Source organism: Streptomyces asoensis, assembly GCF_016860545.1.
Lineage (GTDB): Bacteria > Actinomycetota > Actinomycetes > Streptomycetales > Streptomycetaceae > Streptomyces > Streptomyces asoensis.
On the sequence record NZ_BNEB01000005.1, the window covers coordinates 2,582,449 to 2,606,098 of the forward strand.

22 protein-coding genes and 2 riboswitches are annotated in these 23,650 nt (G+C 70.9%); of the genes, 6 read left to right on the forward strand and 16 right to left on the reverse strand.

Annotated elements, in window-relative coordinates:
- The first annotated feature begins 72 nt into the window (after positions 1 to 72).
- On the forward strand, positions 73 to 1,317 hold the full coding sequence (locus Saso_RS34005) for an alpha/beta hydrolase (RefSeq protein WP_189926788.1): 1,245 nt from the start codon (positions 73 to 75) through the stop codon (positions 1,315 to 1,317).
- On the opposite strand, the gene Saso_RS34010 is transcribed toward Saso_RS34005, so the two are convergent.
- The 9 genes from Saso_RS34010 to Saso_RS34050 form a co-directional block, all read right to left on the reverse strand.
- On the reverse strand, positions 1,199 to 1,882 hold the full coding sequence (locus Saso_RS34010; RefSeq protein WP_189926790.1) for a trimeric intracellular cation channel family protein: 684 nt from the start codon (positions 1,880 to 1,882) through the stop codon (positions 1,199 to 1,201). The two genes, Saso_RS34005 and Saso_RS34010, sit on opposite strands and share 119 nt — an antisense overlap.
- Positions 1,883 to 1,946: 64 nt before the next feature.
- Entirely contained in the window at positions 1,947 to 3,269 is a 1,323-nt protein-coding gene (locus tag Saso_RS34015; RefSeq protein ID WP_189926792.1) for an ABC transporter ATP-binding protein, read from the reverse strand.
- A complete protein-coding gene (locus tag Saso_RS34020) occupies positions 3,266 to 4,363 on the reverse strand; it encodes an ABC transporter ATP-binding protein (protein WP_189926794.1) in 1,098 nt (365 codons plus the stop codon). The genes Saso_RS34015 and Saso_RS34020 overlap by 4 nt, the downstream gene beginning before the upstream one ends.
- Positions 4,360 to 5,358 (reverse strand): ABC transporter permease, encoded by a 999-nt coding sequence (locus tag Saso_RS34025; protein ID WP_189926796.1) that lies wholly within the window; start codon positions 5,356 to 5,358, stop codon positions 4,360 to 4,362. The genes Saso_RS34020 and Saso_RS34025 overlap by 4 nt, the downstream gene beginning before the upstream one ends.
- A 110-nt stretch (positions 5,359 to 5,468) precedes the next feature.
- Entirely contained in the window at positions 5,469 to 7,268 is a 1,800-nt protein-coding gene (locus tag Saso_RS34030; protein WP_189926798.1) for an ABC transporter substrate-binding protein, read from the reverse strand.
- Between the two features lie 119 nt (positions 7,269 to 7,387).
- Positions 7,388 to 8,395, reverse strand: coding sequence for an ABC transporter permease (locus Saso_RS34035; RefSeq protein ID WP_189926799.1), 1,008 nt, complete (start codon positions 8,393 to 8,395; stop codon positions 7,388 to 7,390).
- Between the two features lie 312 nt (positions 8,396 to 8,707).
- Complete coding sequence (locus tag Saso_RS34040; protein WP_189926858.1) at positions 8,708 to 9,457, reverse strand: enhanced serine sensitivity protein SseB C-terminal domain-containing protein; 750 nt, start codon at positions 9,455 to 9,457, stop codon at positions 8,708 to 8,710.
- 176 nt (positions 9,458 to 9,633) lie between these two features.
- Positions 9,634 to 10,452 (reverse strand): enhanced serine sensitivity protein SseB, encoded by an 819-nt coding sequence (locus Saso_RS34045; protein ID WP_189926801.1) that lies wholly within the window; start codon positions 10,450 to 10,452, stop codon positions 9,634 to 9,636.
- A 128-nt stretch (positions 10,453 to 10,580) separates the two neighbouring features.
- A complete protein-coding gene (locus Saso_RS34050; protein ID WP_189926861.1) occupies positions 10,581 to 11,273 on the reverse strand; it encodes an AAA family ATPase in 693 nt (230 codons plus the stop codon).
- Between the two features lie 169 nt (positions 11,274 to 11,442).
- Positions 11,443 to 11,542: riboswitch (glycine riboswitch) on the forward strand.
- A riboswitch (glycine riboswitch) is annotated at positions 11,543 to 11,658 on the forward strand. It abuts the riboswitch before it with no gap.
- Between the two features lie 82 nt (positions 11,659 to 11,740).
- Here Saso_RS34050 and gcvT point away from each other — a divergent pair.
- From gcvT to Saso_RS34070, 4 genes are all read left to right on the forward strand, one after another.
- Positions 11,741 to 12,883, forward strand: a complete 1,143-nt coding sequence (gene gcvT, locus Saso_RS34055) for a glycine cleavage system aminomethyltransferase GcvT (protein WP_189926803.1) — start codon at positions 11,741 to 11,743, stop codon at positions 12,881 to 12,883.
- 118 nt (positions 12,884 to 13,001) lie between these two features.
- The gene (gene gcvH, locus Saso_RS34060; RefSeq protein WP_020131386.1) at positions 13,002 to 13,379 is read left to right on the forward strand and encodes a glycine cleavage system protein GcvH; all 378 of its coding nucleotides are present in this window, start codon (positions 13,002 to 13,004) and stop codon (positions 13,377 to 13,379) included.
- 14 nt (positions 13,380 to 13,393) lie between these two features.
- On the forward strand, positions 13,394 to 14,671 hold the full coding sequence (glyA, locus tag Saso_RS34065) for a serine hydroxymethyltransferase (RefSeq protein WP_203833575.1): 1,278 nt from the start codon (positions 13,394 to 13,396) through the stop codon (positions 14,669 to 14,671).
- A 76-nt stretch (positions 14,672 to 14,747) separates the two neighbouring features.
- On the forward strand, positions 14,748 to 16,115 hold the full coding sequence (locus Saso_RS34070) for an L-serine ammonia-lyase (protein WP_189926805.1): 1,368 nt from the start codon (positions 14,748 to 14,750) through the stop codon (positions 16,113 to 16,115).
- A 42-nt stretch (positions 16,116 to 16,157) separates the two neighbouring features.
- Here the strand turns inward: Saso_RS34070 and Saso_RS34075 are convergent, their stop codons facing one another.
- Together Saso_RS34075 and Saso_RS34080 are read right to left on the reverse strand one after the other, a co-directional pair.
- Entirely contained in the window at positions 16,158 to 16,820 is a 663-nt protein-coding gene (locus tag Saso_RS34075) for an NADPH-dependent F420 reductase (RefSeq protein WP_189926807.1), read from the reverse strand.
- Positions 16,821 to 16,995: 175 nt separating this feature from the next.
- On the reverse strand, positions 16,996 to 17,208 hold the full coding sequence (locus Saso_RS34080) for an EF-hand domain-containing protein (protein WP_189926865.1): 213 nt from the start codon (positions 17,206 to 17,208) through the stop codon (positions 16,996 to 16,998).
- Positions 17,209 to 17,338: 130 nt separating this feature from the next.
- On the opposite strand from Saso_RS34080, the gene Saso_RS34085 reads away from it, so the two are divergent.
- Positions 17,339 to 18,103 (forward strand): GNAT family N-acetyltransferase, encoded by a 765-nt coding sequence (locus tag Saso_RS34085; protein WP_229901479.1) that lies wholly within the window; start codon positions 17,339 to 17,341, stop codon positions 18,101 to 18,103.
- Here Saso_RS34085 and Saso_RS34090 read toward each other — a convergent pair.
- The 5 genes from Saso_RS34090 to Saso_RS34110 all read right to left on the reverse strand — a co-directional run bounded on the left by Saso_RS34090 (position 18,100) and on the right by Saso_RS34110 (position 23,582).
- On the reverse strand, positions 18,100 to 19,290 hold the full coding sequence (locus Saso_RS34090; RefSeq protein WP_189926810.1) for a YncE family protein: 1,191 nt from the start codon (positions 19,288 to 19,290) through the stop codon (positions 18,100 to 18,102). The genes Saso_RS34085 and Saso_RS34090 overlap by 4 nt on opposite strands.
- Positions 19,290 to 20,102 carry a polysaccharide deacetylase family protein gene (locus Saso_RS34095; protein WP_189926812.1) on the reverse strand — a complete coding sequence of 271 codons (813 nt, stop codon included), beginning with the start codon at positions 20,100 to 20,102 and terminating at the stop codon, positions 19,290 to 19,292. Before Saso_RS34095 ends, Saso_RS34090 begins: the two co-directional genes overlap by 1 nt.
- A gap of 538 nt (positions 20,103 to 20,640) precedes the next feature.
- Positions 20,641 to 21,144, reverse strand: a complete 504-nt coding sequence (locus tag Saso_RS34100) for an ATP-binding protein (RefSeq protein ID WP_189926813.1) — start codon at positions 21,142 to 21,144, stop codon at positions 20,641 to 20,643.
- 288 nt (positions 21,145 to 21,432) lie between these two features.
- Positions 21,433 to 22,200 carry an enoyl-CoA hydratase/isomerase family protein gene (locus Saso_RS34105; RefSeq protein WP_189926815.1) on the reverse strand — a complete coding sequence of 256 codons (768 nt, stop codon included), beginning with the start codon at positions 22,198 to 22,200 and terminating at the stop codon, positions 21,433 to 21,435.
- Between the two features lie 128 nt (positions 22,201 to 22,328).
- A complete protein-coding gene (locus tag Saso_RS34110; protein WP_234483094.1) occupies positions 22,329 to 23,582 on the reverse strand; it encodes a L,D-transpeptidase in 1,254 nt (417 codons plus the stop codon).
- Between the last annotated feature and the right edge of the window lie 68 nt (positions 23,583 to 23,650).

Sequence of the window (23,650 nt, forward strand, 5' to 3'; positions counted from 1 at the left end):
CGGTCGGCAATTTCTTGGTAAGTGTCCGAACTCGTCCGTAACCTCGGCGCCCCGTTTCCCCTCTGCAAAGACATGAGCCTCACCGGGACTCCGTTCCTCTACACCTTGATCGCGCTGTCCGTCCTCGCCGTGGCGCTGCCGCTGCTGCTGTGGTCGCGGCTGCGCGGGCCGCGCGTCCTGCGCGCCGTGGCCCGGGTCGTGATGCTGCTGTTCGCCCAGGGCACCGCGGTCGCCCTGGTGTTCGTCCTGGTCAACAACGCCAACGGCCTGTACGACACCTGGGAGGACCTGCTGGGCACCGGGACCCATGTGAACCAGGCCGCCGACCTGGGACCCGACGGCACCGGCGGCATCGCCCTGGACCGGCTGCCCAAGGTCCGGCAGACCTTCACCCAGGCCGAGGGGCCGGGCATGCACGCGGCCGGCGGGGTACGCGTCACCCAGCTCAAGGGCCAGGTCTCCGGCGTCAACGCCGAGGTCTACGTCTGGCTGCCCCCGCAGTACGACGAGCCCGCCTACGCGCACCGCGCCTTCCCCGTGGTGGAGCTGCTGCCGGGCTACCCGGGCTCGGCGAAGTCCTGGTACGGAACGCTGCGGGTGCACCAGCAACTGGCACCGCTGATGCGCTCGGGCAAGGTCGCCCCGTTCGTCCTGGTCGCACCGCGCACCACCCTCCTGCCCGGCGTGGACACCGGCTGCGCCAACGTGCCGGGCACCGTCAACGCCGACAGCTGGCTGAGCATCGACGTGCCGAAGATGGTCAAGGACAACTTCCGGGTCCAGTCCGCGCCCAAGGGCTGGGCGGTCGCGGGGTACTCGGCGGGGGCGCACTGCGCGACCAAGCTCGCCGTCGCCCACCCCGACCGCTACCGGGCGGCGGTGAGCCTGTCCGGGTACAGCGACCCCATCGTCGAGCCGAACTCCCTCGCCGCGCAGAGCCCCGCCCTGCGCCGGGCCAACAACCCGTACCTGCTGCTGCGCAAGGCCGCCGTGGCGCCCCCCGTGGCCCTCTACCTGTCCGGCCAGCCGAAGGACGGCTACGAGGCCGCCGTGGCCCTGCGCCAGGAGGCCAAGGCACCGACGACCGTGCACGTCGTCTACATCCCGAGCACCGCGGGCGGCCACACCATGGCGCTGTGGCGTCCGCAGGTCGTGCCGGCCTTCCGCTGGCTGACGACCCAGCTGGGCCAGCAGCGCGTCACGGGCGCGGGCGCGGGGAAGGCGGCTGCTCCTCACGCACCGTCGAACGCCGGTTCCAGGCGCGCGGCGCTCGCCAGTGGAAACGCATCGCGAGAAGCCGCAGCACGAAAGCCGTGACCGCGGCCAGGCCGCTGGCCAGCGGTGTGAGCGCGTCGTAGCGGATGCAGAGCACCACCATGGTGGCGCCGACGATCGCCGGGACCGCGTAGAGATCGCGGTCCCAGCGCAGCAGGGAGGGCACCTCGTTGGCCAGCACGTCGCGCAGCACACCGCCGCCCACGGCGGTGGCGACGCCCAGCGCGGCCGACGCGGTCAGGCCCAGACCGTAGTCGTAGGCCTTGGTCGTCCCCGTCACACAGAAAAGGCCGAGGCCGGCCGCGTCGAAGGCGTTGACGCCCGTCTGGATGCGCTCCACCTGGGGGTGCAGGAAGACGACCAGGAGGGCGGCCAGCAGCGGGGTGAGGAAGTACCCCAGGTCCGTGAAGGCGGCCGGGGGCACGGCCCCGATGACCAGGTCGCGGAAGACCCCGCCGCCCAGCGCGGTGACCTCGGCGAGCATCGCTATGCCGAACACGTCGAAGTTCTTGCGGACGGCCAGCAGCGCGCCCGATATGGCGAAGACGAAGATGCCGACCAGATCGAGCGTGTGCTGGACGGAGGGGCTGAAGATTTGCTGGAGCACCCCTACATTCTCACCCAGCACGAAGCCCCCGCCTTACATTGCAAGGCGGGGGCTTCGATGTTGCTTACTTCTCCTTGGCCGGAGTGTCGTCCCCGGAGACCTCCGGAGTGCCCTCGGCACCCTCGGCCGGCCCGGTGACGGGCTCCGCGGGCTCGGCGGCCACGACCGGCTCGGCGGACTGCGCGGCGGCCTCGGCCGCCACCTCCGCCGCCACCGCGGCCGACGTCTCCGCCGACTCCGCGAGCACCTCGTCGGCCACCAGCTCCGCGGCCTCCTTCGCGACGGTCAGCAGGACGGTGTCCTGCGGAGCCTGGTCCGCGAAGTTCTCCGGGTGGTGGCAGGCGACCTGCTGGCCCGGCCGCAGCTCGACGAGCGCCGGCTCCTTGGTGGTGCAGATCTGCGTCGCCTTCCAGCACCGGGTGTGGAAGCGGCAGCCGCTGGGCGGCGAGATCGGCGAGGGCACGTCGCCCTTGAGCAGGATGCGCTCGCTCTTGGCGTCCTTGCGCCGCGGGTCCGGGATCGGGACCGCGGACATCAGCGCCTTGGTGTACGGGTGCATCGGCGTCTTGTAGAGCAGGTCACGGTCGGCCAGCTCCACGATCTTGCCGAGGTACATCACCGCGATCCGGTCCGAGACGTGCCGGACGACCGACAGGTCGTGCGCGATGATCACGTACGTCAGGCCGAGCTCTTCCTGGAGGTCGTCGAGGAGGTTGACGACCTGGGCCTGGATCGACACGTCCAGCGCCGAGACCGGCTCGTCGGCGACGACCAGCCTCGGGTTCAGCGCGAGCGCGCGGGCGATGCCGATGCGCTGGCGCTGACCGCCGGAGAACTCGTGCGGGTAGCGGTTGTAGTGCTCGGGGTTGAGACCCACGACCGACAGCAGCCGCTGCACTTCCTTCTTGATGCCGCCCTCGGGCTCGACACCCTGGAGCCGGAAGGGAGCGCCGACGATCGTGCCGATGGTGTGGCGCGGGTTCAGCGACGAGTACGGGTCCTGGAAGATCATCTGCACATCGCGGCGCAGCGGACGCATGCCGCTCACCCCGAGGTGCGTGATGTCCTTGCCCTGGAACTCGATCTTGCCGGCGGTCGGTTCGAGCAGCCGGGTGATGAGCCGGCCCATCGTGGACTTTCCGCAGCCGGACTCGCCGACGACGCCGAGCGTCTCGCCGGAGCGGACCTCGAAGTCGATGCCGTCGACCGCGTGCACCGCCCCGACCTGCCGCTGGAGCAGGCCCTTCTTGATCGGGAAGTGCTTCTGGAGCCCGCTCACCTTCAGCAGGACCTCGCCGGGGGCGGCGCCCTCGGTGAGGGTGGCGCCCTGCTCCCTCGGCCCGTCGGCCTGCGCGGGGATCTTCACCGCTTTCTCGTCGTCACTCACAGCTTCGGCGCAATCTCTTCGGTCCAGATACGCTCCCGCTGCTCCGTGCTCAGGTGGCAGGCGGCCCAGTGGCGGCTGCCCACCTCGGACAGCTCGGGCCGCACGGTGCGGGTGACGTTGTCCTTCGGGAGGTCCGCGTACGGGCAGCGCGGGTTGAACGCGCAGCCGGACGGGATGTTGATCAGCGAGGGCGGCGATCCCTTGACCGGGATCAGGCGGTCCTGCTGCTCGCGGTCCAGGCGCGGCATCGAGCCGAGCAGTCCCCAGGTGTAGGGGTGCCTGGGCTCGTAGAACACCTTGTCGGCCGGGCCGCGCTCGACGCAGCGGCCGCCGTACATCACCAGGATGTCGTCGGCCAGTTCGGCGACGACGCCCAGGTCGTGGGTGATGACGATGACCGCGGAGCCGAACTCCTTCTGGAGGTCGCGGATCAGGTCGAGGATCTGCGCCTGGACGGTCACGTCCAGGGCGGTCGTCGGCTCGTCCGCGATGAGCAGCTCGGGGTTGTTGACCAGCGACATCGCGATCATCGCGCGCTGGCGCATACCGCCGGAGAACTCGTGCGGGTAGCTGTCCACGCGCTTGTCCGGCTGCGGGATGCCCACCCGGTCGAGCATCTCGACCGCACGGCGCTTGGCGGTCTTCTTGTCGACGTCGTGGTGGATCCGGTACGCCTCCACGATCTGCTGACCGATCGTGTAGTACGGGTGCAGCGCCGACAGCGGATCCTGGAAGATCATCGCCATCTCGCGGCCCCGCAGCTTGCGCACGTGGTCCGGGTCGGCGGACAGCAGCTCGGTGCCGTCCAGCCAGATCTCGCCGGAGATCTGGGCCTTGCGCTTGCCGTACTGGCCGGCGGTGTGCAGGCCCATGATGCCGAGCGAGGTCACCGACTTGCCGGAGCCGGACTCGCCGACGATGCCGAGGGTCTTGCCCTTCTCCAGCTGGAAGCTGAGCCCGTCGACGGACTTGACCAGGCCGTCGTCGGTCGGGAAGTGCACCTTGAGGTCGCGCACTTCGAGGAAGGCGGTCGGCGCGGGCGAGGCGGGGGTGGGCTCGCCCACGGCCGCTCCGCTCTTGCTGAGTTCGGTCATGCCAGCCTCACTCGGGGGTCGATCACGGCGTACATAATGTCCACCACGAGGTTGGCGACGAGCACCGCCAGAGAAGTGATCAGGGTGACGCCCAGGATGATGGGCAGGTCCTGGTTCTTGATGGCGTTGAGGACCGCCTGGCCGAGACCGGGCAGGTTGAACGCCGTCTCGGTCAGGATCGCACCGCCGATGAGGGCGCCGAGGTCCATGCCGAGCATGGTCAGCAGCGGGGTCATCGTGGAGCGCATGGCGTGCTTGCCGATGACGGTCTGCTCCTTGAGGCCCTTGGCGCGGGCCGTGCGGATGTAGTCCTCGCCGAGGATCTCGAGCATGGTGGCCCGGGTGATACGGGCGTACATCGCCGCGTACAGGAACGCGAGGGTGACCCAGGGGAGGATCATCCCGCCGAACCATCCGGTGAAACTGTCGTCCAGGGGCACGAACTGACCGTCGAACAGGTCGAGTCCGTACACGAAGATCGACAGGGCGACCATGCCGGTGAAGTAGATGGGCAGGGAGACACCCGAGAGCGCGATGACCATCGCGCCGCGGTCCCACAGGCTGCCCCGCTTGAGCGCGGAGAGCACACCCGCCGAGACACCGAAGATCAGCCACAGCACGGCGGCACCGAGCGCGAGCGCCAGGGTCACCGGGAAGCGGTCGGTCAGCACCGGCCAGACGGCCTGCTCACTGCGGAAGGAGTAGCCGAAGCACGGGGCGGCGCAGTGGATGGAGTCGCCACCGCCCGTGTAGGTGCGACCGGCGAAGATGCCCTTGAAGAACTCCCAGACCTGGGCGTAGATCGGGTCGCCCAGGCCCAGCTTCTCGCGCACACCCTCGACGGCGGCAGGGTCGGCCTGCTTGCCCACGAAGCTCAAGGCGATGTCTACGCCAGCCCACTTGGGGATGAGGAAGAAGATGCCGAAGACCACCATGACGATGACCACGAGCATCACTACGGCGGCGAACAGCCGCCTGATGAGGTAAGCGAGCACAGCTCTCGGCCCGCCGCGGACCGCGGGCCACCGGATTGTGTCCAGTGACCCGCGGATCCGCCGCGCCGGCCTTCACCTGCCTTTCGTGCCGTTCGGCGGGTGTGCCGGGACTACTTCTTCGGGTTCTTCAGACCGAGGTTCACGAAGTCGTACTGACCGCTGTAACCGTCGGTGGTGTAGACGTTCGCCAGGTTGTCCGAGCGCCAGTTGATGAACCGCTCGAAGACGAAGGGCAGGTAGTACGCGCCCTCCATCACCTTGTGGTTGATCTCCGTGGCGATCTTGGTCTTGCCGGCGTCGTCCAGGGTGGTGACGTAGGACGAGAACAGACCGTCGATGGTCTTGTCGTTGATCAGCGCGTAGTTGTTGTTACCGCTCTGCGCGATGTACTTGCTGTTCCACAGCGGGAGACCGAAGCCCTGCACGGACGGGAAGTCCGGACCCCAGCCCATGATGATGATGCCGTAGCCCTTCTTCTTCACGTTCGAGGGGCTGCCGATGATGCCGGCGGTCTGCGAGCCGTCGTACTGGTCGATCTCGGCGTTGATGCCGATCTTCTTCAGCGACGCCTGGAGCGACTGGGCGGTGGCCACCTCGACCGGCTTGTTGTTACGCACCGCGATGGTGGTCTTGAAGCCGTTCGGCTGACCGCAGGCCTTCAGGGCCTCCTTGGCCTTGGCCTCGTTGCCGCTCTTGTTCGCGCCCGCGATCTCGTACGGGTCGTACTTCTGGCCCTCGGCGCCCGGGACGGACGGCGGGAGCATGTTGGTGCCGATGTCGCCACCGGCGACCGGGCCGCCACGGGCGGTCTGGAGCGACACGTGGTCGGCGCCGAGGATGACGGCCTTGCGGCACTCGATGTTGTTGAACGGCGCGACGCTCTGCGGGAAGACCGCGTAGCGGACGTAGCCGGAGACCGGGTTGTCCAGGTTGCCCTTGTGCTGCTTCAGGGCGGTGGTGCGGCCCTGCGGCGACATGCCGGTCTGGTTCAGGTCAAGGTCCAGGTCACCGCTGAGCAGACGCTGGTCGAGCTGGTTGGCGTCCGAGAAGAACTGGATCGTGATCTGGTCCGGGTAGGCCTTGCGGACCGGGTCCGAGGCCTGCTTCCAGGAGGTGTTGCGGACCAGCTTGAGGTCCTTGCCCGGGGCGTAGGACTCGAACTTGTACGGGCCCGAGGAGAACGGCTTGAGGCCGTACTTGGACTTGGTGTCCATGTCCTGGCGGACCGGCGAGGCCGAGACCAGGGCCAGCATCTCCTCGAAGTCCGAGTTGGCCTGCGGGAGGTGGAAGACGATGGTCTTGTCGTCGGGCGTGTCTATCGCCTTCAGACCGAGCTTGTCCGCGGACGTGTCCTTGTAGGGACCCTTGTACGCGCCCTTGGGGTCGAGCACGTCCTTCAGGTACGTCGGACCGCCGGACAGGACGTCCTGCGCCCACACGCGCTCGATGCCGTACTTCACGTCCTTGGACGTGATCGGCTTGCCGTCCTCCCACGTGACGCCGTCACGCAGGGTGTACGTGTAGGTCTTGCCGTCGTCCGTGACCTTGGCGGTCTCGGTGGCGAGGTCCGGAGTGATCTCGGCGCCCGCGGCGCCCGGCTCGGCCTTGTTGGTGACGAGCTGGCGGCTGTAGTAGCGCGCGAAGTTCCACATCATGCCGTAGTAGCCACGCGTGGTGTCCCACGAGTCGGCGTCCTGCGCGGCACCGAACTTCAGCGTGCCGCCCTTCTTGGCGGCGGAGGCCTGGGCGACCTTGTTGTTCGCGGCGTCGAAGCCGGCGGCGCCGGAGCTCGAGCCCTTGTCGCCGTCATCTCCACCGCCGCCGCACGCCGCGGTGGTCAGCAGCGCGGCGACCGCGGCAGCAGCGGCGAACGCCTGCTTCCGCCGCCCTGAGGTGCGTTGGGTAGTCACGATCTCGGATCCTCCGGATAGATGAGAGATACCCCGTGTGAAGGCCACGGGACGGTTGGGGTGCCGTGTTCTCGGCGGTTCTGCGGCTCGCTGTGGTCGCGGATCCCCTGAGGGGCGGATCAGCGCGAGGCCTTGGGGTCGAGCGCGTCCCGGATGCCGTCACCGAAGAGGTTGAACGCCAGCACGGTGATGAAGATCGCCACACCCGGGACCACCATGTACATGGGGTCGGACTCGTAGTAGTCGATCGCGCTCGAGAGCATCTGTCCCCACGAGGCGGTGGGCGGCTTGACGCCGACGCCCAGGAAGCTGAGCGCCGCCTCGGTGAGGATGTTGGTGGGGATCATCATCGTCGTGTACACGACGATCGGGGCGACCAGGTTGGGCAGCAGTTCCTTGAACAGGATGTACAGGCGCCCCGCGCCCAGCGACCGGGCGGCCTCGACGTACTCGCGCTCGCGCAGCGAGAGCGTCTGGCCGCGCACGACGCGTCCGATGTAGGGCCAGCCGAAGAAGCCGATGACCAGGATCATCACGAACACGCGCACGCTCGAACCGGTGAGGCCCAGCATGTGGTTCGGCATGACGGAGACCAGCGCGATGATGAAGAGCAGCTGCGGGAAGGCGAGCAGGCCGTCCATCACCCGGCTGATCAGGGAGTCGACCCAGCCGCCGAAGAAGCCGGCGAGGATGCCCAGCACCGTTCCGAGGATCACGGCCACCACGGCGGACAGGAAGCCGACCAGCAGGGAGATCCGGGCCCCGTAGAGGATGCGGGCGAAGATGTCGCGGCCGTTGACCGGCTCGACGCCGAGCAGGTGGTCACCGCTGATGCCGCCCAGGGAGCCCGTGGGCGTGCCGAAGAGCGGATCGATGAGGTTCTCGTGGTACTCGTTCGGGTCCTGCCCGAGGAGGCTCGTGATGACCGGCGCGAGCAGCGCGATCACGACGAGGGCGAGCACGACGACGCCGCCCGTGAGGGCGAGCTTGTCCCGCTTGAGGCGTTCCCAGGCGATCCGGCCCAGGGAACGGCCCTGAACGGCCTTGGCGCCGCTGTTGGCGACCGACGCTTCCTCGGCCGCGCTCGGGGCCGCTTCCGCGGTCGGCTCGTGCAATGGTGCCGTCATCTGGCAGGGACCCCTCTCAACCGGCGGTAGCCGGCCCGCACTTGCCGCTGTAGCGGCGTGATCAGTCCGTAATACGCAGGGGATAAGTCCCCTGACGCCGGAGTCTTCAACGGTTTGGCGATCTGTAGCCAGACTTGGCAGTGAATGGATGCGTAAACGTGATCCGGGTAGAGGGGTTCCGTTATCCGGACGGCGGGTAACGGCCCCCGGACAGTGACTAATTGGGCCGAATCGGACTAAACCGGTACCAACAACCGCTATCTACGCGCGAAGAAGTCCGGATCACACCGCACGGCCACACCCGCCGAAGGATCAGTAACGTCCGCTGGGCGGATACCCGTAGCCGCCGGCCGGAGCCGGGGCCGGGGCGTGCGCCTCACGGTCGTAGAAGGGCCGGGCGGCCGCGCGCATCCACATCACGACGGGGTCGTACTCGTCCGTCATGGCGACCGTCGAGACCGGCAGTCCGTCCGGCACCGCGCCGATGGACTGCTGCATCATCTGCCGCACGGCGTCCACGGCGGGCGGCGAGGAGTCGTACACGTCGAGCCCGATGGCCAGATAGGGCGCGCCCAGCGCCGGCTGCACCCAGGCCCGGCGCAAAGCGCGGACCGCCGGGGTACGGTGGGCGTTCTGCGCGAGCAGGGCGTAGAACTGCGGGATCTCGATCCCGGGTTCGGACAGCCGCAGCGGCCCCGCGGGCTGGCGGTCCAGTCCGGTGGCGATGCGCCGCAGATCCAGCCAGGGAATGCCGACTCCGCCGCCGGGGGCGTGCGGGTTCAGCCAGAGGCCGTAGCGGTCGGGATAGAGGGTGCGGGCCACGTCGAGCCCGTCGAGCACCTCGTACGATCTGTTCCAGCCGCTCGCGCTGAGCTCCTGGGCGGAGGTGACGCAGGGCGCGTAACCGTGCCCGTCGACCTCCATGTTCCCGTACTGGGCGTCGGGGGAACCGGCCTGGCCGTGCCAGAGCAGCATCCAGACCTGGCCGGAGGAGGGGGTCGCGAGCGCGCGCAGGAGCGCCTCGTAGGCGTCGTAGCGCCCGGGCGTGACCTGGCGCAGCATGTGCTCGACCGAGCCGGTCGCGGCAGTGCCAGCGCTCACTTTTTATCGCCCCTTCGAGAAGTTGCCCCGCGTCGGGGTCCAGCTTAGGCGCTCCGCCCGCCCGGGCCGTTGAGAGCCCGGGGCGGACCGTACGCCGGCGGGCGCCCGCCGGGTACGCCGCGGCGGGCGGGCCGCTCTCAGCCCGGTACCTGGTGGAGCTTCGTGTAGAAGGGGCGGACCCGCTCCCTCATCCAGTCGCCCACCGGGTCCTGCGCCACGTCCAGCAGCACGAGGTTGACGGGCCAGGGGGCCGGTGCCCTGGTCAGCGCCCGCTCCAGCGCCTCCAGCGGAAGGGCCCGCAGATCGCCCTCCCACTGCGTCAGTTCCACGCCGACGAACATCACCGGGTCCGCGGTCTCGATGGCGGCCAGGCAGCGGCGGGCCGTGCCGACCACGCCCGTGGCGTCGAACTCCGCCGAGGCCGCGGCCAGGAAGTCCATCGGGTCGTCCTGCCAGTCGGGCTCGTAGAGGCGGACCCGGCCGCCGGCCGCCGTGCCGTCCAGCGGGGTGCGGCCCGCGCGGCACAGCTCGGCCACGGCCGCCGGCGGCAGCGGGACGCCGACCACACCGTCCGGGTTCACCAGGATGCCCACCTGCGGGGGCAGTCCCCGGGCGAACTCCACGGCCGGCGCGATGGTGAACGACATGTGCGAGCCGACGACCTGGCGGAACTGCTCCTCCGAGCTGAACACCGGCACGTAGACCTGGCCGCCGAGCTCGATCGTGGGCAGGTCGAGGGGGCCGCTGTGCGGGCCGCCGCCGCCGGGCAGCGGGACCCAGACGAAACTGCGCCCGAGCACCTCGACGATCCGGCCGCCGGCTCCCGGCACGCCGAGCGAGACGGAGAGCACCTCCTCCAGCTCGTTGCCGGGCCATCCGCCGTGCGGATGGGGGTGCGCCTGCGCCGGAAAGTCCGGGGAGAAGTCCGTGGGGAAGTTCGCCGGGGGGAAATCCATCTGCCTACCGCCTGCTGAGAACCGCTCGCTCTGGTGTGGCTGAAAGGCTAGCGGGTGCCGGGGTCGGCCCCCGAGCCCTCGGCCCGGAATCCGGTCGGCCCGTGACGGCCGGTCAGCCCGTCGGCCGGTCAGCCGGTGAAGCCGATGCGGCGCAGCGCGTCGGCCGCCTCGCGGTCGAGCAGCACCGCCGAGCCGCAGCCCGCGGGCAGCCGGCCCTTCTCCACCGAGCGCACCAGACGGGCCGCCGCGCGACGGTGACGCAGGAACGCGTAGCGGGAGACGCCCCGGCCGCGCTCGCGCTGCCCCTCCAGCGCCGTCCGCGCGCCGACGTCCAGGAACAGCAGGTGGAGCGTGCCGCCGCGGCGGCGGGCCTCACGGGCCAGCCAGTCGCGGACCCAGGTCTGGGTCCCGCAGTCGTGCACGACCACTCCCTCGCCGCCGCGCAGCGCGCGGCGCAGCCCGGCGTAGTGGGCGAGACGGACCAGGGGGCGGTAGAGGGCGTACGGCAGGAAGCGGGGAACGCCGGCGTCCCAGCGGTCCCGGGTGTCCTGGGAGTCGATACGCAGCCCCTGGACCGCCCGGCGCATGAGCGTCGACTTGCCGCTGCCCGGCAGCCCGGTGACCACGACCAGGTCGCGGGGGCCGAAGAGCAGGCCGTGCGGACTGCGCCCGGCCCGCTCGCGCAGGTCGCGGACGACGGGCGGCTGCCGCCGGCCGCGCGCTCCGCGGGCCCCGGCGGCGGGCTGCGCGGGCAGCGCGATCCCCGCGCCGCCGGTCGCGAGTGCCGTGGACCTCGCCGTGCTCGTCCTGTTCACCGTGATCGTCCTCCCCTGGGGTCAGGTGTCTCATCCCCGTCGAGCGTAAAGAGAAGGTAATGCGCGACGCCCGGTGATTTCGTGCGCGTACCGCCACAGCCCGGTTACAGATCCGGCCTGCCGGGATCGGGGCGAACCGTGCAATGATGGCCGCGCCAACTGCATACCGGCCGTTTGAATCCGCGCGGGAGAGTCCTCGGCAGCAGCTTTGCCGGGGCGCCGAAGGAGCAAGTCCCTCCCTTGAATCTCTCAGGCCCCGTTACCGCGCGGGCGAGGCACATCTGAAAAGCGGGCCGCCGTCCTCGGCGGTCCCACCCAAGGTGCAAGTCATGGACGTCCCTGGCGGGCCGTCATGGCGAACCTCTCAGGTTCCGATGACAGATGGGGAGGAACGACCTCGCCTTCCCCCGTGCCCGCGCGATCCGCTTCGCTCGCACGGGGGGATCTACGTCGCCTTGGGAGACGAACGCCCGATGAGCAGTACCGACCCCGCATCCGCCCGGCCCGCCGAGCAGCGCCGCACCGCCCTCGACGCCGTCCACCGCGCCCTCGGCGCGACGATGACCGACTTCGCCGGCTGGGACATGCCCCTGCGCTACGGCTCCGAGCGCGACGAGCACCTGGCCGTCCGCACCCGGGCCGGGCTCTTCGACCTCTCGCACATGGGAGAGATCACCGTCACCGGCCCGCAGGCCGCGGCCCTCCTCGACTTCGCCCTGGTGGGCAACATCGGGGCGGTCAAGGCCGGCCGCGCCCGCTACACCATGATCTGCCGGGCGGACGGCGGCATCCTGGACGACCTGATCGTCTACCGGCTCGCCGACACCGAGTTCATGGTGGTCGCCAACGCCTCCAACGCGCAGGTCGTGCTGGACGCGCTCGTCGAGCGGGCCGCCGGCTTCGACGCGGAGGTCCGCGACGACCGCGACGCCTACGCGCTGCTCGCCGTGCAGGGCCCCGAGTCCCCCGGCATCCTCGCGTCCGTCACCGACGCCGACCTCGACGGCCTGAAGTACTACGCCGGACTGCCCGGCACCGTCGCCGGCGTCCCGGCGCTCATCGCGCGCACCGGCTACACCGGCGAGGACGGCTTCGAACTGTTCGTCCGCCCGGAACACGCCGTCGAGCTCTGGCAGGCGCTGACGAAGGCCGGCGAAGGCGTCGGTCTCGTCCCCTGCGGCCTGTCCTGCCGGGACACGCTGCGCCTGGAGGCGGGCATGCCGCTGTACGGGCACGAGCTGAACACCTCCCTCACCCCCTTCGACGCGGGACTGGGCCGGGTGGTGAAGTTCGACAAGGAGGGCGACTTCGTCGGTCGCGCGGCGCTGGAGGCGGCCGCGGAGCGCGCCGCGTCGCAGCCCCCGCGCGTCCTCGTCGGCCTGGTCGCCGAGGGCCGCCGGGTCCCGCGCGCCGGATACGCGGTCGTCGCCGGCGGCGACGTGATCGGCGAGGTCACCTCCGGTGCGCCCTCCCCCACGCTGGGCAAGCCCCTCGCGATGGCCTACGTCGACGCGGCCCACGCGGCGCCCGGTACCGCGGGCGTGGGCGTGGACATCCGAGGCAGCCACGAGCCGTACGAGGTCGTGCCGCTGCCGTTCTACAAGCGCCAGAAGTAGACACTGGGCTCGAGCCCGCACCCCCGCACGTGACCCTGCGCACATTTCCGCTGTTCACGGGCGCCCGCAGCAGTCCCCCATTCACCAGCACTCCCCCGCGTACAGGAGAATTCAGGCCATGAGCAACCCCCAGCAGCTGCGCTACAGCAAGGAGCACGAGTGGCTGTCGGTCGCCGAGGACGGCGTCTCGACGGTCGGCATCACGGAGCACGCGGCCAACGCGCTCGGCGACGTGGTCTTCGTGCAGCTCCCTGAGGTGGGTGACACGGTGACCGCGGGCGAGACCTGCGGTGAGCTGGAGTCGACCAAGTCGGTCAGTGAGCTGTACGCGCCGGTCTCCGGTGAGATCGTCGAGGTCAACCAGGACGTCGTCGACGACCCGGCGCTGGTCAACTCCGCCCCCTTCGAGGGCGGATGGCTGTTCAAGGTACGCACCGCGGGCGAGCAGGACGACCTGCTCACCGCCGACGAGTACACCGCCTTCACCGCCGGCTGAGGAGTCGTAGACGCATGTCCGTCCTGAACACGCCCCTGCACGAGCTCGACCCGGAGATCGCCGCCGCGGTCGACGCCGAGCTGAACCGCCAGCAGTCCACGCTCGAGATGATCGCCTCGGAGAACTTCGCTCCGCTCGCGGTCATGGAGGCGCAGGGCTCGGTCCTGACCAACAAGTACGCCGAGGGCTACCCGGGCCGCCGCTACTACGGCGGCTGTGAGCACGTCGACGTGGCCGAGCAGATCGCGATCGACCGGATCAAGGACCTGTTCGGCGCCGAGTACGCCAACGTCCAGCCGCACTCGGGCGCCTCCGCCAACCAGGCCGCCCTGTTCGCGCTGGCTCAGCCCGGTGACAAGATCCTCGGCCTGGACCTGGCGCACGGCGGCCACCTGACCCACGGCATGCGGCTGAACTTCTCCGGCAAGCAGTTCGACGTGGTCGCCTACCACGTCGACGACGCCGGTCTCGTCGACATGGCCGAGGTCGAGCGGCTCGCCAAGGAGCACCGCCCCAAGGTGATCATCGCGGGCTGGTCGGCCTACCCGCGGCAGCTGGACTTCGCCGAGTTCCGCCGGATCGCGGACGAGGTCGAGGCCTACCTCTGGGTCGACATGGCGCACTTCGCGGGCCTGGTCGCGGCGGGTCTGCACCCGAACCCCGTCGCATACGCCGACGTCGTCACGTCCACCACCCACAAGACGCTGGGCGGCCCCCGCGGCGGCATCATCCTCGCGAAGAAGGAGTTCGCCAAGAAGCTGAACTCCTCCGTCTTCCCGGGCTTCCAGGGCGGCCCCCTGGAGCACGTGATCGCGGCCAAGGCGGTCTCCTTCAAGGTCGCCGCGAGCGAGGAGTTCAAGGAGCGGCAGGCCCGCACCGTCGAGGGCGCGAAGATCCTCGCCGAGCGGCTGACCGCGCCGGACTCCCGCGCGGCCGGGGTGAACGTCCTGTCCGGCGGCACCGACGTGCACCTGATCCTGGTCGACCTGCGCGAGTCCGAGCTGGACGGCCAGCAGGCCGAGGACCGTCTCCACGAGGTCGGCATCACCGTCAACCGCAACGCGGTCCCCAACGACCCGCGGCCGCCGATGGTGACCTCCGGTCTGCGGATCGGTACGCCCGCGCTGGCGACCCGCGGCTTCACCGCCGAGGACTTCGCCGAGGTCGCGGACGTGATCGCCGAGACGCTGAAGGCGCCGTCCCCGTTCACGCAGGCCGACGCGGCGGCGCTGAAGGCCCGGGTCACAGCCCTGGCCGAGAAGCACCCGCTGTACCCCGCTCTGAGCGAGTAGTTCCCTTTCCCGGGTGCCGCGCACACTGTGAGGTGTGGGCGGCACCCCGCACCACCCCGTATTGAGGAGTTCCACCGTGGCCATCTCGGTCTTCGACCTGTTCTCGATCGGCATCGGCCCGTCCAGCTCCCACACGGTCGGCCCGATGCGCGCGGCGCGCATGTTCGCGCGGCGGCTGCGCAGCGAGGGGCTGCTGGAGTCCGCCGCCTCGGTGCGCTGCGAGCTGTACGGCTCGCTGGGCGCTACCGGCCACGGCCACGGCACGCCGAAGGCGGTGCTGCTCGGTCTGGAGGGCGCCTCGCCGCGCACGGTGGACGTGGAGGGCGCCGACGACAGGGTGGAGCAGATCAAGGAATCAGGCCGGCTGCGGCTGCTGGGCTCGCACGAGGTGCCGTTCTCCTTCGACGACGACCTGGTCCTGCACCGCCGCAAGGCCCTCCCGTACCACGCCAACGGCATGACGATATGGGCCCACGACGCCCAGGGCGCCGAGCTGCTGTCGAAGACGTACTACTCGGTCGGCGGCGGCTTCGTCGTGGACGAGGACGCGGTCGGCGCGGACCGCATCAAGCTCGACGACGCGGTCCTGAAGTACCCCTTCCGCACCGGCGACGAACTGCTGCGCCTGGCGAAGGAGACCGGTCTGTCGATCTCCTCGCTGATGCTGGAGAACGAGCGCGCCTGGCGCACCGAGGAGGAGATCCGGGCCGGGCTGCTGGAGATCTGGCAGGTGATGCGGGCGTGCGTGTCGCGGGGCATGTCCCGTGAGGGCATCCTGCCGGGCGGCCTGCGCGTGCGCCGCCGGGCGGCCATGACGGCCCGCCAGCTCCGGGCGGAGGGCGACCCGCTGGCGCTCTCCATGGAGTGGATCACGCTCTACGCGATGGCGGTCAACGAGGAGAACGCGGCCGGCGGCCGGGTGGTGACGGCGCCCACGAACGGCGCGGCCGGCATCATCCCGGCGGTCCTGCACTACTACATGAACTTCGTGCCCGGCGCCGACGAGGACGGGGTCGTCCGCTTCCTGCTCGCGGCCGGCGCGATCGGCATGCTGTTCAAGGAGAACGCCTCCATCTCCGGCGCCGAGGTCGGCTGCCAGGGCGAGGTCGGCTCGGCCTGCTCGATGGCGGCGGGCGCCCTCGCCGAGGTCCTCGGCGGCTCCCCCGAGCAGGTGGAGAACGCGGCCGAGATCGGCATGGAGCACAACCTCGGGCTGACCTGCGACCCGGTGGGCGGACTGGTCCAGATCCCCTGCATCGAGCGCAACGGCATGGCCGCGGTGAAGGCGGTCACGGCGGCCCGCATGGCGATGCGCGGCGACGGCTCGCACAAGGTGTCCCTGGACAAGGTCATCAAGACGATGAAGGACACGGGCGCCGACATGAGCGTCAAGTACAAGGAGACGGCGCGCGGCGGGCTCGCGGTGAACATCATCGAGTGCTGAGGGGCGCGCCGTCGCCCCGCCGGGCGGGGCGCGCCGCTACTGCTAGCCGCGGAAGGCGGCCGGGCGCTGCGGGCTCGCCTCGGCCAGGGCCTTGGTGACCGCCTCGACGCCGGCCTGCAACCCGTAGACGGGGGTGTCGGGCTGCTGGCGCCAGGAGTCGTCGATGCCGCCCGCGTCGACGGTGTCGAAGCCGATCTCGTCGATCAGGGCGCGAACCGTCGCCTTCGCCGTCTCGTCGTCGCCGGCGACGGGGAGCGCGATGCGGCCGGGGTCGCCCGCGTCGCGGGGGCGGTCCAGGATGTCCTGGGCGTAGGTGCCGTTGAAGGCCTTGATCACGGGGTGGCCGATCTGCCGTTCGGTCCAGCGGCTCTCGGTGATGCCCTCGTCCTCGATCTCCGCGATCCGGCCGTCGCGCTGCTGCGGGTAGTAGTTGTTGGTGTCGATGACGGCCACGCCGTCGGCCGCGCCGTCCAGGATGCCGGACGGCAGGCTCGGTACCGCCTTGACCGGAATCGTGATCACCACGACCTCCGCGCCGCGTGCCGCCTCCTCGACGGCGACGGGGGTGGCGCCCGTCTCCTCGGCGAGTTCCCGCAGCGTCTGCGGTCCACGGGAGTTCGCGACGGACACGTCGTGGCCCAGCGCGGTGAGCCGCCGGGTGAGGTTGCCGCCGATGTTGCCCGCGCCGATGATGCCGATCTTCATGACAGGCCCTGCCCTCTCCGAATCGATGCACATGCATGCGTTCGTTCGGGTCAACCGTGCCCGGCCGCGAGCTATTCCGCGCCGCGCCCGACGGCCTCGGGGCCGTACGCGCGCGATCCGGGCGGACGGGACGGGGGCGCCCCGCGTCGGCGAGGCGCCCCCGTCACCGCTCGTCTCACTTGTCCAGGTGCGCCCAGAACTCGTCGAACGAGAGGAGCTTGTCGCCGTTGAGGTCACGGCTCTTGATGACGGCCTCGGCCACCGACTCGGTGACGTTCCAGTCACCCCCCTGGGCCAGTGCGGACTTGAACTCGGCCGCGGTGATGAACCCGTCACCGTCCGTGTCGATCCGCTGGAACTCCTTGCGCGCTTCTTCGATGTCGGCCACCGGTCCGCCCCTCTTCGTCATGCCTTGCGGTCATACTCACTGTTCTACTGACGCAGGTCAGGTTAACGGCCCTGGTGGAAGCGGAGTGCGGCGACCACCCAGGACCCGGGGAACCGAGGGGAGCGGTGCGGTGGAGCACCTGCGGGACATTCTGGACGCCGCCGCGCGCGGCGTCTTTCCTCCGCCCGACGGGCGCACGGTCGTCCTCCCCCAGCCCTCCCCCCGCGACGCGGGCGTCCTCTCCTTCACCGCGCACTCGGTGGTCTTCACCGACGAGGACCCGCGCTGGGTCCACGAGGCACTGCGCGCCGCCGGCTGCGACGCGCTCGCCGCGTCGATGAGCCCCCGCTTCCTGACGGCCCTCCTCGACCGCACGGGCCGTGCCGCGGAGACCGTGGACGCGCTGGTGGTGGGCTCCCCACTGCCGGGCGCGCCGCCGCTCGCGCTGCGGGAGATCGAGGACCCGGACCATCCCCGGGTGGTCAGTTCCCGCAGACGGCGTGACGAGGTGCGGGTGTGGGCCGCGGACGGGGGTGTGGTCGTCCTGGGGCGCGGGGTCGCGGGACGGCTGGAGGTGGCCGTCGAGGTCGACGAGGACGTGCGGCACCGGGGCCTGGGGCGGGCCCTGGTGGGCGCGGCCCGGCACCTGAGCGCCGGCGAGCCGGTGTGGGCGCAGGTCTCTCCGGGCAACGCCCGCAGCACACGGACGTTCCAGGCGGCGGGCTACCGGCCCGTCGGAGCGGAGGCACTGCTCACGCTCCGGCGGGCGGCCGGGCGGGACGGCACGGCGGACGGCCGAGGCGGCACGGCGGACGGCGGGGACGGCACGGCGGACGGCGGCGACGGCACACGCGGCAGCCGGGCCGGCACCCGGGCGGGGCCGGCGGCCTCCTAACGGAAGATGCCGGTGTGGCCGAGCGAGTAGCGGCCGGGCTGCGGATAGACGGCGAGCCCGTGCGGCCCCCGGCCCACCTTGATACGGGCGAGCTGCTCCCCCGTGCGGGTGTCGATGGCGTACACCTCGGCGTTGTAGCGCCCGGACAGCCACAGCACCTTGCCGTCGGCCGAGACCCCGCCCATGTCGGGGCTGCCGCCGTGCGGGAGGCGCCACTTCTTGGTGAGCGCGTTCTCGTGGAAGTCGAAGACCGAGACGGTGCCCTCCCCCCGGTTGGAGATGTACATCTCGCGCGAGTCCCGGCTGATGTACAGCCCGTGGCAGCCCTTGCCGGTGGGCAGGAAGCCGGGTTTGCCGAAGGTGTCGCCGTCGACGATCCACATGCCGTCGGCCATCATGTCCGCGACGTAGAACCGCTTCCCGTCGGGCGAGATCTTCACGTCCTGCGGCATGGCGCCCTCGAAGGGCAGTTTCTGCTGGCCCACGACCTCCATCCGCTGCGTGTCGACCTTCAGCAGCTCGCCGCTGAACTCGCAGGACACGATGAAGTACCGGCCGTCCGGCGAGAAGTCGGCGTGGTTGACGCCGTAGCAGCTGACCGGTTCCGTCTTGACCCGCTTCATGGTGTGGGCGTCGCGGAAGACGAGTTCGCGGTCGAGGGAGGCCATGACGACGGCGTACTTGCCGTCGGGGGTGAAGTAGAGGTTGTACGGGTCGTGCACCGGCACCTCCTTGCCCGCCTTGCCGGTCCTGGGGTCGATGGGGGTGAGGGTGTTGCCGCGGTCGTTGTTGACCCACAGGGTCTTCATGTCCCAGGAGGGCACCACGTGCTGGGGCTGGCGGCCGACGTGGATGGTCTCGACGACCTCGTACGTGCGGGGGTCGATGACGGAGACGGTGTCGGACTCGGTGTTGGGGACGTAGACCCGGGGCGGGAAGTCCTTGACCACGGGGGAGAGTTTGCCGGGGCGGTCGGCGGCGTAGAGGTCCTTCGGGTCGAGCACGGGCGGCATGCCGGGCAGACCGTCGACGGCGGGCACGGCCTTCCTGGCCGGCGCCGGCACGGCCCGCTTCGTGGCACCGTCGGCCCCCTCGCCGGCCGTCCCGCCCCCTCCCCCGCCGCAGGCGGCCAGGACGGTGAGCGCGGCGCCGGCGAGCAGGGCGCTTTTCACGAGGTTGCGGTGCATCAGCCGATCAGCTCCGTGGTGGTGACCGCGCGCAGTCCGCGGCGGGCGAGTTCGTCGAGTACGGCGGGGAGCGCGGCGACCGTGTCCGCGTACCCGAAGTGCAGGCTCACGACGGACCCGCCGCGGACCCGGCCGAGGATGGTGCGGGCGACGGCGGACGCGCCCGGCGAGGTGAAGTCGAGGGAGTCGACGTCGTAGGACAGGACGTGCGGATAGCCGGCGCGGCGGGCGAGCCGTTCCACCAGCGGGGAGGCGCGGGCCGCCCGGGAGGGGCGGAACCAGGTGCCGACGGACCCGGTGAGCCTGCGCAGCCGTTCGGCGCAGCCGGTGATCTCGGCCGTCGCCTCGGCCTCGGACATGGCGTTGATGTCCAGGTGGCGCTGGGTGTGGTTGCCCAGGTCGTGGCCGCCGTCGAGGATCCGGCGGGCGAGGCCGGGGTGTTCGTCGAGCCAGGTCCCGACGGCCAGCACCGTGACCCGGGCGCCGTGCCGCTCGGCCTCTTGGAGCAGCGCCTCGGCGATGGCCGGCTCGCCCTGGCCGTGGAAGGTGAGGGCAACCCTGGCCCGGTCGCGCGGGCCGTGGGTGATCTGGGCGGGCTGCCCCGGGAACGCGCGGGGGGCGGGGGCGACCGGGGAGGCGGGCGTCGCCGTGCCGGGGGCCGGGGCCGCGGAACGGGAGTCCGGGGAGGTGGGGGCGTGCCGGGCGGTGGTGCCGGACGGGGGCCCGGAGGGCGAGCACGCGGCCGCGAACGCGCCCCCGGCGACGAGCCCGGCGCCCGCCCGCAGCGCGGAACGGCGGTCGGATGTGGTCACCGCACCATTTAAGGGGTGAATTGCACCGATTCCGGCGATTGACGCCACCCGGCTCGCGGACGACCCCGGCCCTCACCGAGCTCATACCGGGGGCTTACACGGCGGACCGGCACGAGGACGCGCGCCCAGCAAGCGAGAACGCGAGCGGCCGGGCAGGACCTGGCAGCAGGACGGAGCCCAGCGACCCGACACGACCCGGCGGCCGGGAGCAGGCCCCGGCCGCCGGGGGGGGGCAGGGTACGGCGGCCGGGGGCAGAACCCGGCGGTCGGGCAAGGCCCGATGGTCGGGCAAGGCCCCGCGGCCCGGCGCGATCCGGCGATACGACAGCAAGGCAGCCCGGCGACTGGGGGCAGGACCCGGCGGTGGGACGGGAAGGCCCGGCGGTCCGGGGCAAGGCCCCGCGGCCCGGCACGACCCGGCGATACGGCAGCATGGCGGCCCGGCAGCCGGCGCCAAGGCCCGGCGGTTGGAGGCGGGGCCCGTCGGCCGGGGGCGGGGCCCGGCGGGGGGACGGGGAGGTCCGGTGGGCGGGTTGGGCTAGCGGTCGGCCACTCGCATTTCGAACCACGTGGTCTTTCCCCGGGGCAGCAGGTCGACGCCCCAGCGGTCGGCCAGTTTGTCGACCAGGAACAGCCCCCGGCCGCTGACGTCCAGTTCCTGGACCGGCATCAGACAGGGCAGGCCCCGGGAGGGGTCGCGGACCTCGACGCGGATCCAGCCGCGACGGCGGCGCATCCGGAGGCCGAAGACACGGGCGCCGGTGTGGCGCACGGCGTTGCCGACGAGTTCGGAGACGAGCAGGACCGCGTCCTCCGTCATCTTGGGGGTCAGTCCCCACTGGCGCAGTACGACGATCTGGACGAGCCGGCGGGCCGTGGCGGCGGACTCGGGCAGGGACGGCAGCGGCACCTCGCCGTCGGTCGGATTGCCGAACAACTCCAGCGCTTTCAGCGCCCGTTCGTCCTCGACCGCAGGCGACCAGCGCGCCGCGGCCGCACGGCTCGATCCCCGCGGCTGTTCGATGCCCTCCAGCCCCGCCATGCCCCCCATCATGGCCGCCCAGAGCCCCCTCGGGGGCCGTTCCGCCGGAATACGCCCCTCGGAACCGATGGCTCCGGATGCCCGGATCGGCATATGCCAGGGACAGATCAAAAACTGACAAACCGTGACTGACCTGCGGCGACAACAGGTCCGTAAGCGCTCTCGGGGACCCCCGACAAGACAGGCTTAAGGTCGCCTTAAGGTTCCCCTAAACCGCCCCATCGGGGGATCCGGATGAGACACCCCGTCAATTGCAAGTGATGACCGGGAGTTCGAGCGAGATCTGTCTCACAGGAACTTGGCCTTGCCGGGTCCTTCCTCCACGAAGCTGCGCATGCCCGTCTCGCGGTCCGGCGTCGCGAACAGACCCGCGAACCAGTTGCGTTCGACGGCCAGACCCGTGTCGATGTCGGTCTCCAGACCGGTGTCGATCGACTCCTTCGCGGCCCGCAGCGCGATCGCCGGTCCCTGTGCCAGCTTCGCGGCCCAGCGGTGCGCCTCCTGGTAGACGTCGGCGGCGGGGACGACCCGGTCCACCAGACCGAGGGTGAGCGCCTCGTCGGCCTCGACCATCCGGCCCGTGAAGATGAGGTCCTTCGCCTTGGAGGGCCCGACCAGCCGCGCCAGCCGCTGGGTCCCGCCCGCGCCGGGGATCAGCCCGAGCAGGATCTCCGGCTGGCCCAGCTTGGCGTTGTCCCCCGCGATACGGAAGTCCGCGCACAGCGCGAGCTCGCAGCCGCCGCCGAGCGCGTACCCGGTCACCGCCGCCACGACCGGCTTGGGGATGCGGGCCACCGCGGTGAAGGCGTCCTGGAGGGCGCGGGCACGCAGGACCATCGCGGTGTGGTCCATCGCCTGCATCTCCTTGATGTCCGCGCCCGCCGCGAACACCTTCTCCCCGCCGTACACGACGACCGCGCGGACGTCGTCACGGCGGGTCGCCTCCTCGGCGAGCTCCTTGAGCCGGTCCTGGGTGGCGACGTCCAGCGCGTTCATGGGCGGGCGGTCGAGACGCAGCGTGCCGACGCCGTCGGCGACTTCGAGATTCACGGTCATGCCAGCAGGTTAACGGGGACTAACGCGGGCGGACCCGGTGCCGTCGGTCACAGGCGGCCGCGGACCGACGACGACGGGCCCGGCGCCGTGGTCGCGGCACCGGGCCCGTCGGGGGGCGGGGGCGGGAACTACTTGGTCCAGTCCGCCCAGGAGATGTTCCAGCCGTTGAGGCCGTTGGACGGGTCGACCACCGGGTCGGTGGAGTTCTTCACGACCACCACGTCGCCGACCATCGAGTGGTTGAAGAACCACGCGGCCGACACGGAGCTGTCGTAGCCGCCGCGCACGTCCCGCAGGCCGATGCAGCCGTGGCTGGCGTTGTAGTTGCCGAAGGCGTCGCCGCCCCAGTAGTTGCCGTGCACGAAGGTGCCGGAGTCGGTCAGGCGGATGGCGTGCGGGACGTCCTTGATGTCGTACTCGCCGTCGTAGCCGACGGTGTCGCCGTTCATCCGGGTCACGGTGAACTTCTCGCTCATGACCATCTGACCGTTCCAGGTCGCGTAGCCGGGCTTGCCGGTGGTGACCGGGATGGTCTTGACGACCTTGCCGTCCTGGGTGACCTTCATCGTGTGCTTCTTGGCGTCCACCACGGATACCTGGTCACGGCCGATGGTGAAGGTGACCGTCTTGGCCTGCTTGCCGTAGACGCCCTTGCGGCCCTCGACGCCGTCGAGGTTCAGCTTCACCGTCACCTTGGTGCCGGCCTTCCAGTACTTCTCGGGGCGGAAGTCGAGGCGGTCGTTGCCGAACCAGTGCCCCTGGACGTCGACGGCCGGCACGGTCGTGACGGTGATGGCCTTCTTCACGTCGTCCGGGTGGGTGATGCCCCGGGTGAAGCGCACCGAGAACGGCATGCCGACGCCGACCGTGGAACCGTCCTCGGGCGTGAAGTTGCCGGTGAAGGTGTTCTGCGGGCTCAGCGTGGTGAAGGACGAGTCCTCGGCGGCCGTACGGCCCGCGGAGTCCTTGGCGACCGCGTGCACCTGGTACTTGGTGGACGCCGCCAGGTGGGTGGCCGGCGTCCAGCCCGCGCCGTCCGCGGAGATCGCGCCGGTGACCGCGGTGCCCTTGTCGTCCTTGACGACGACCTCGGTCAGCTTGCCCTTGGCGGCCGTCACCTTCAGGACACCGCTGGTGTCGACGTCCTTGGCGCCGGTCTTCGGGGCGATGGTCACGACCGCCTCCGACTGCTTGCTCTCGGCGACGGCCGAGGCGCCCTTGCCGTCGGAGCCGGCGTCCTTCGCGGACCCGGAGTCCTTGTCCCCGCCCCCGCCGCAGGCCGTGACGGCCAGCAGCAGCCCCCCGACGATCAGCGCCAGCCGCCTGTCACGGCCGCGTGAGCGCCCCCCAACCGACGCCCCCGATATCGGTCGCACGTTCAAAGTACTTCTCCCCACTCCCCCGGGCCCTCCCCGGGCCCGCACCGCGACGCGTCCCCCGCGTTCGCCGC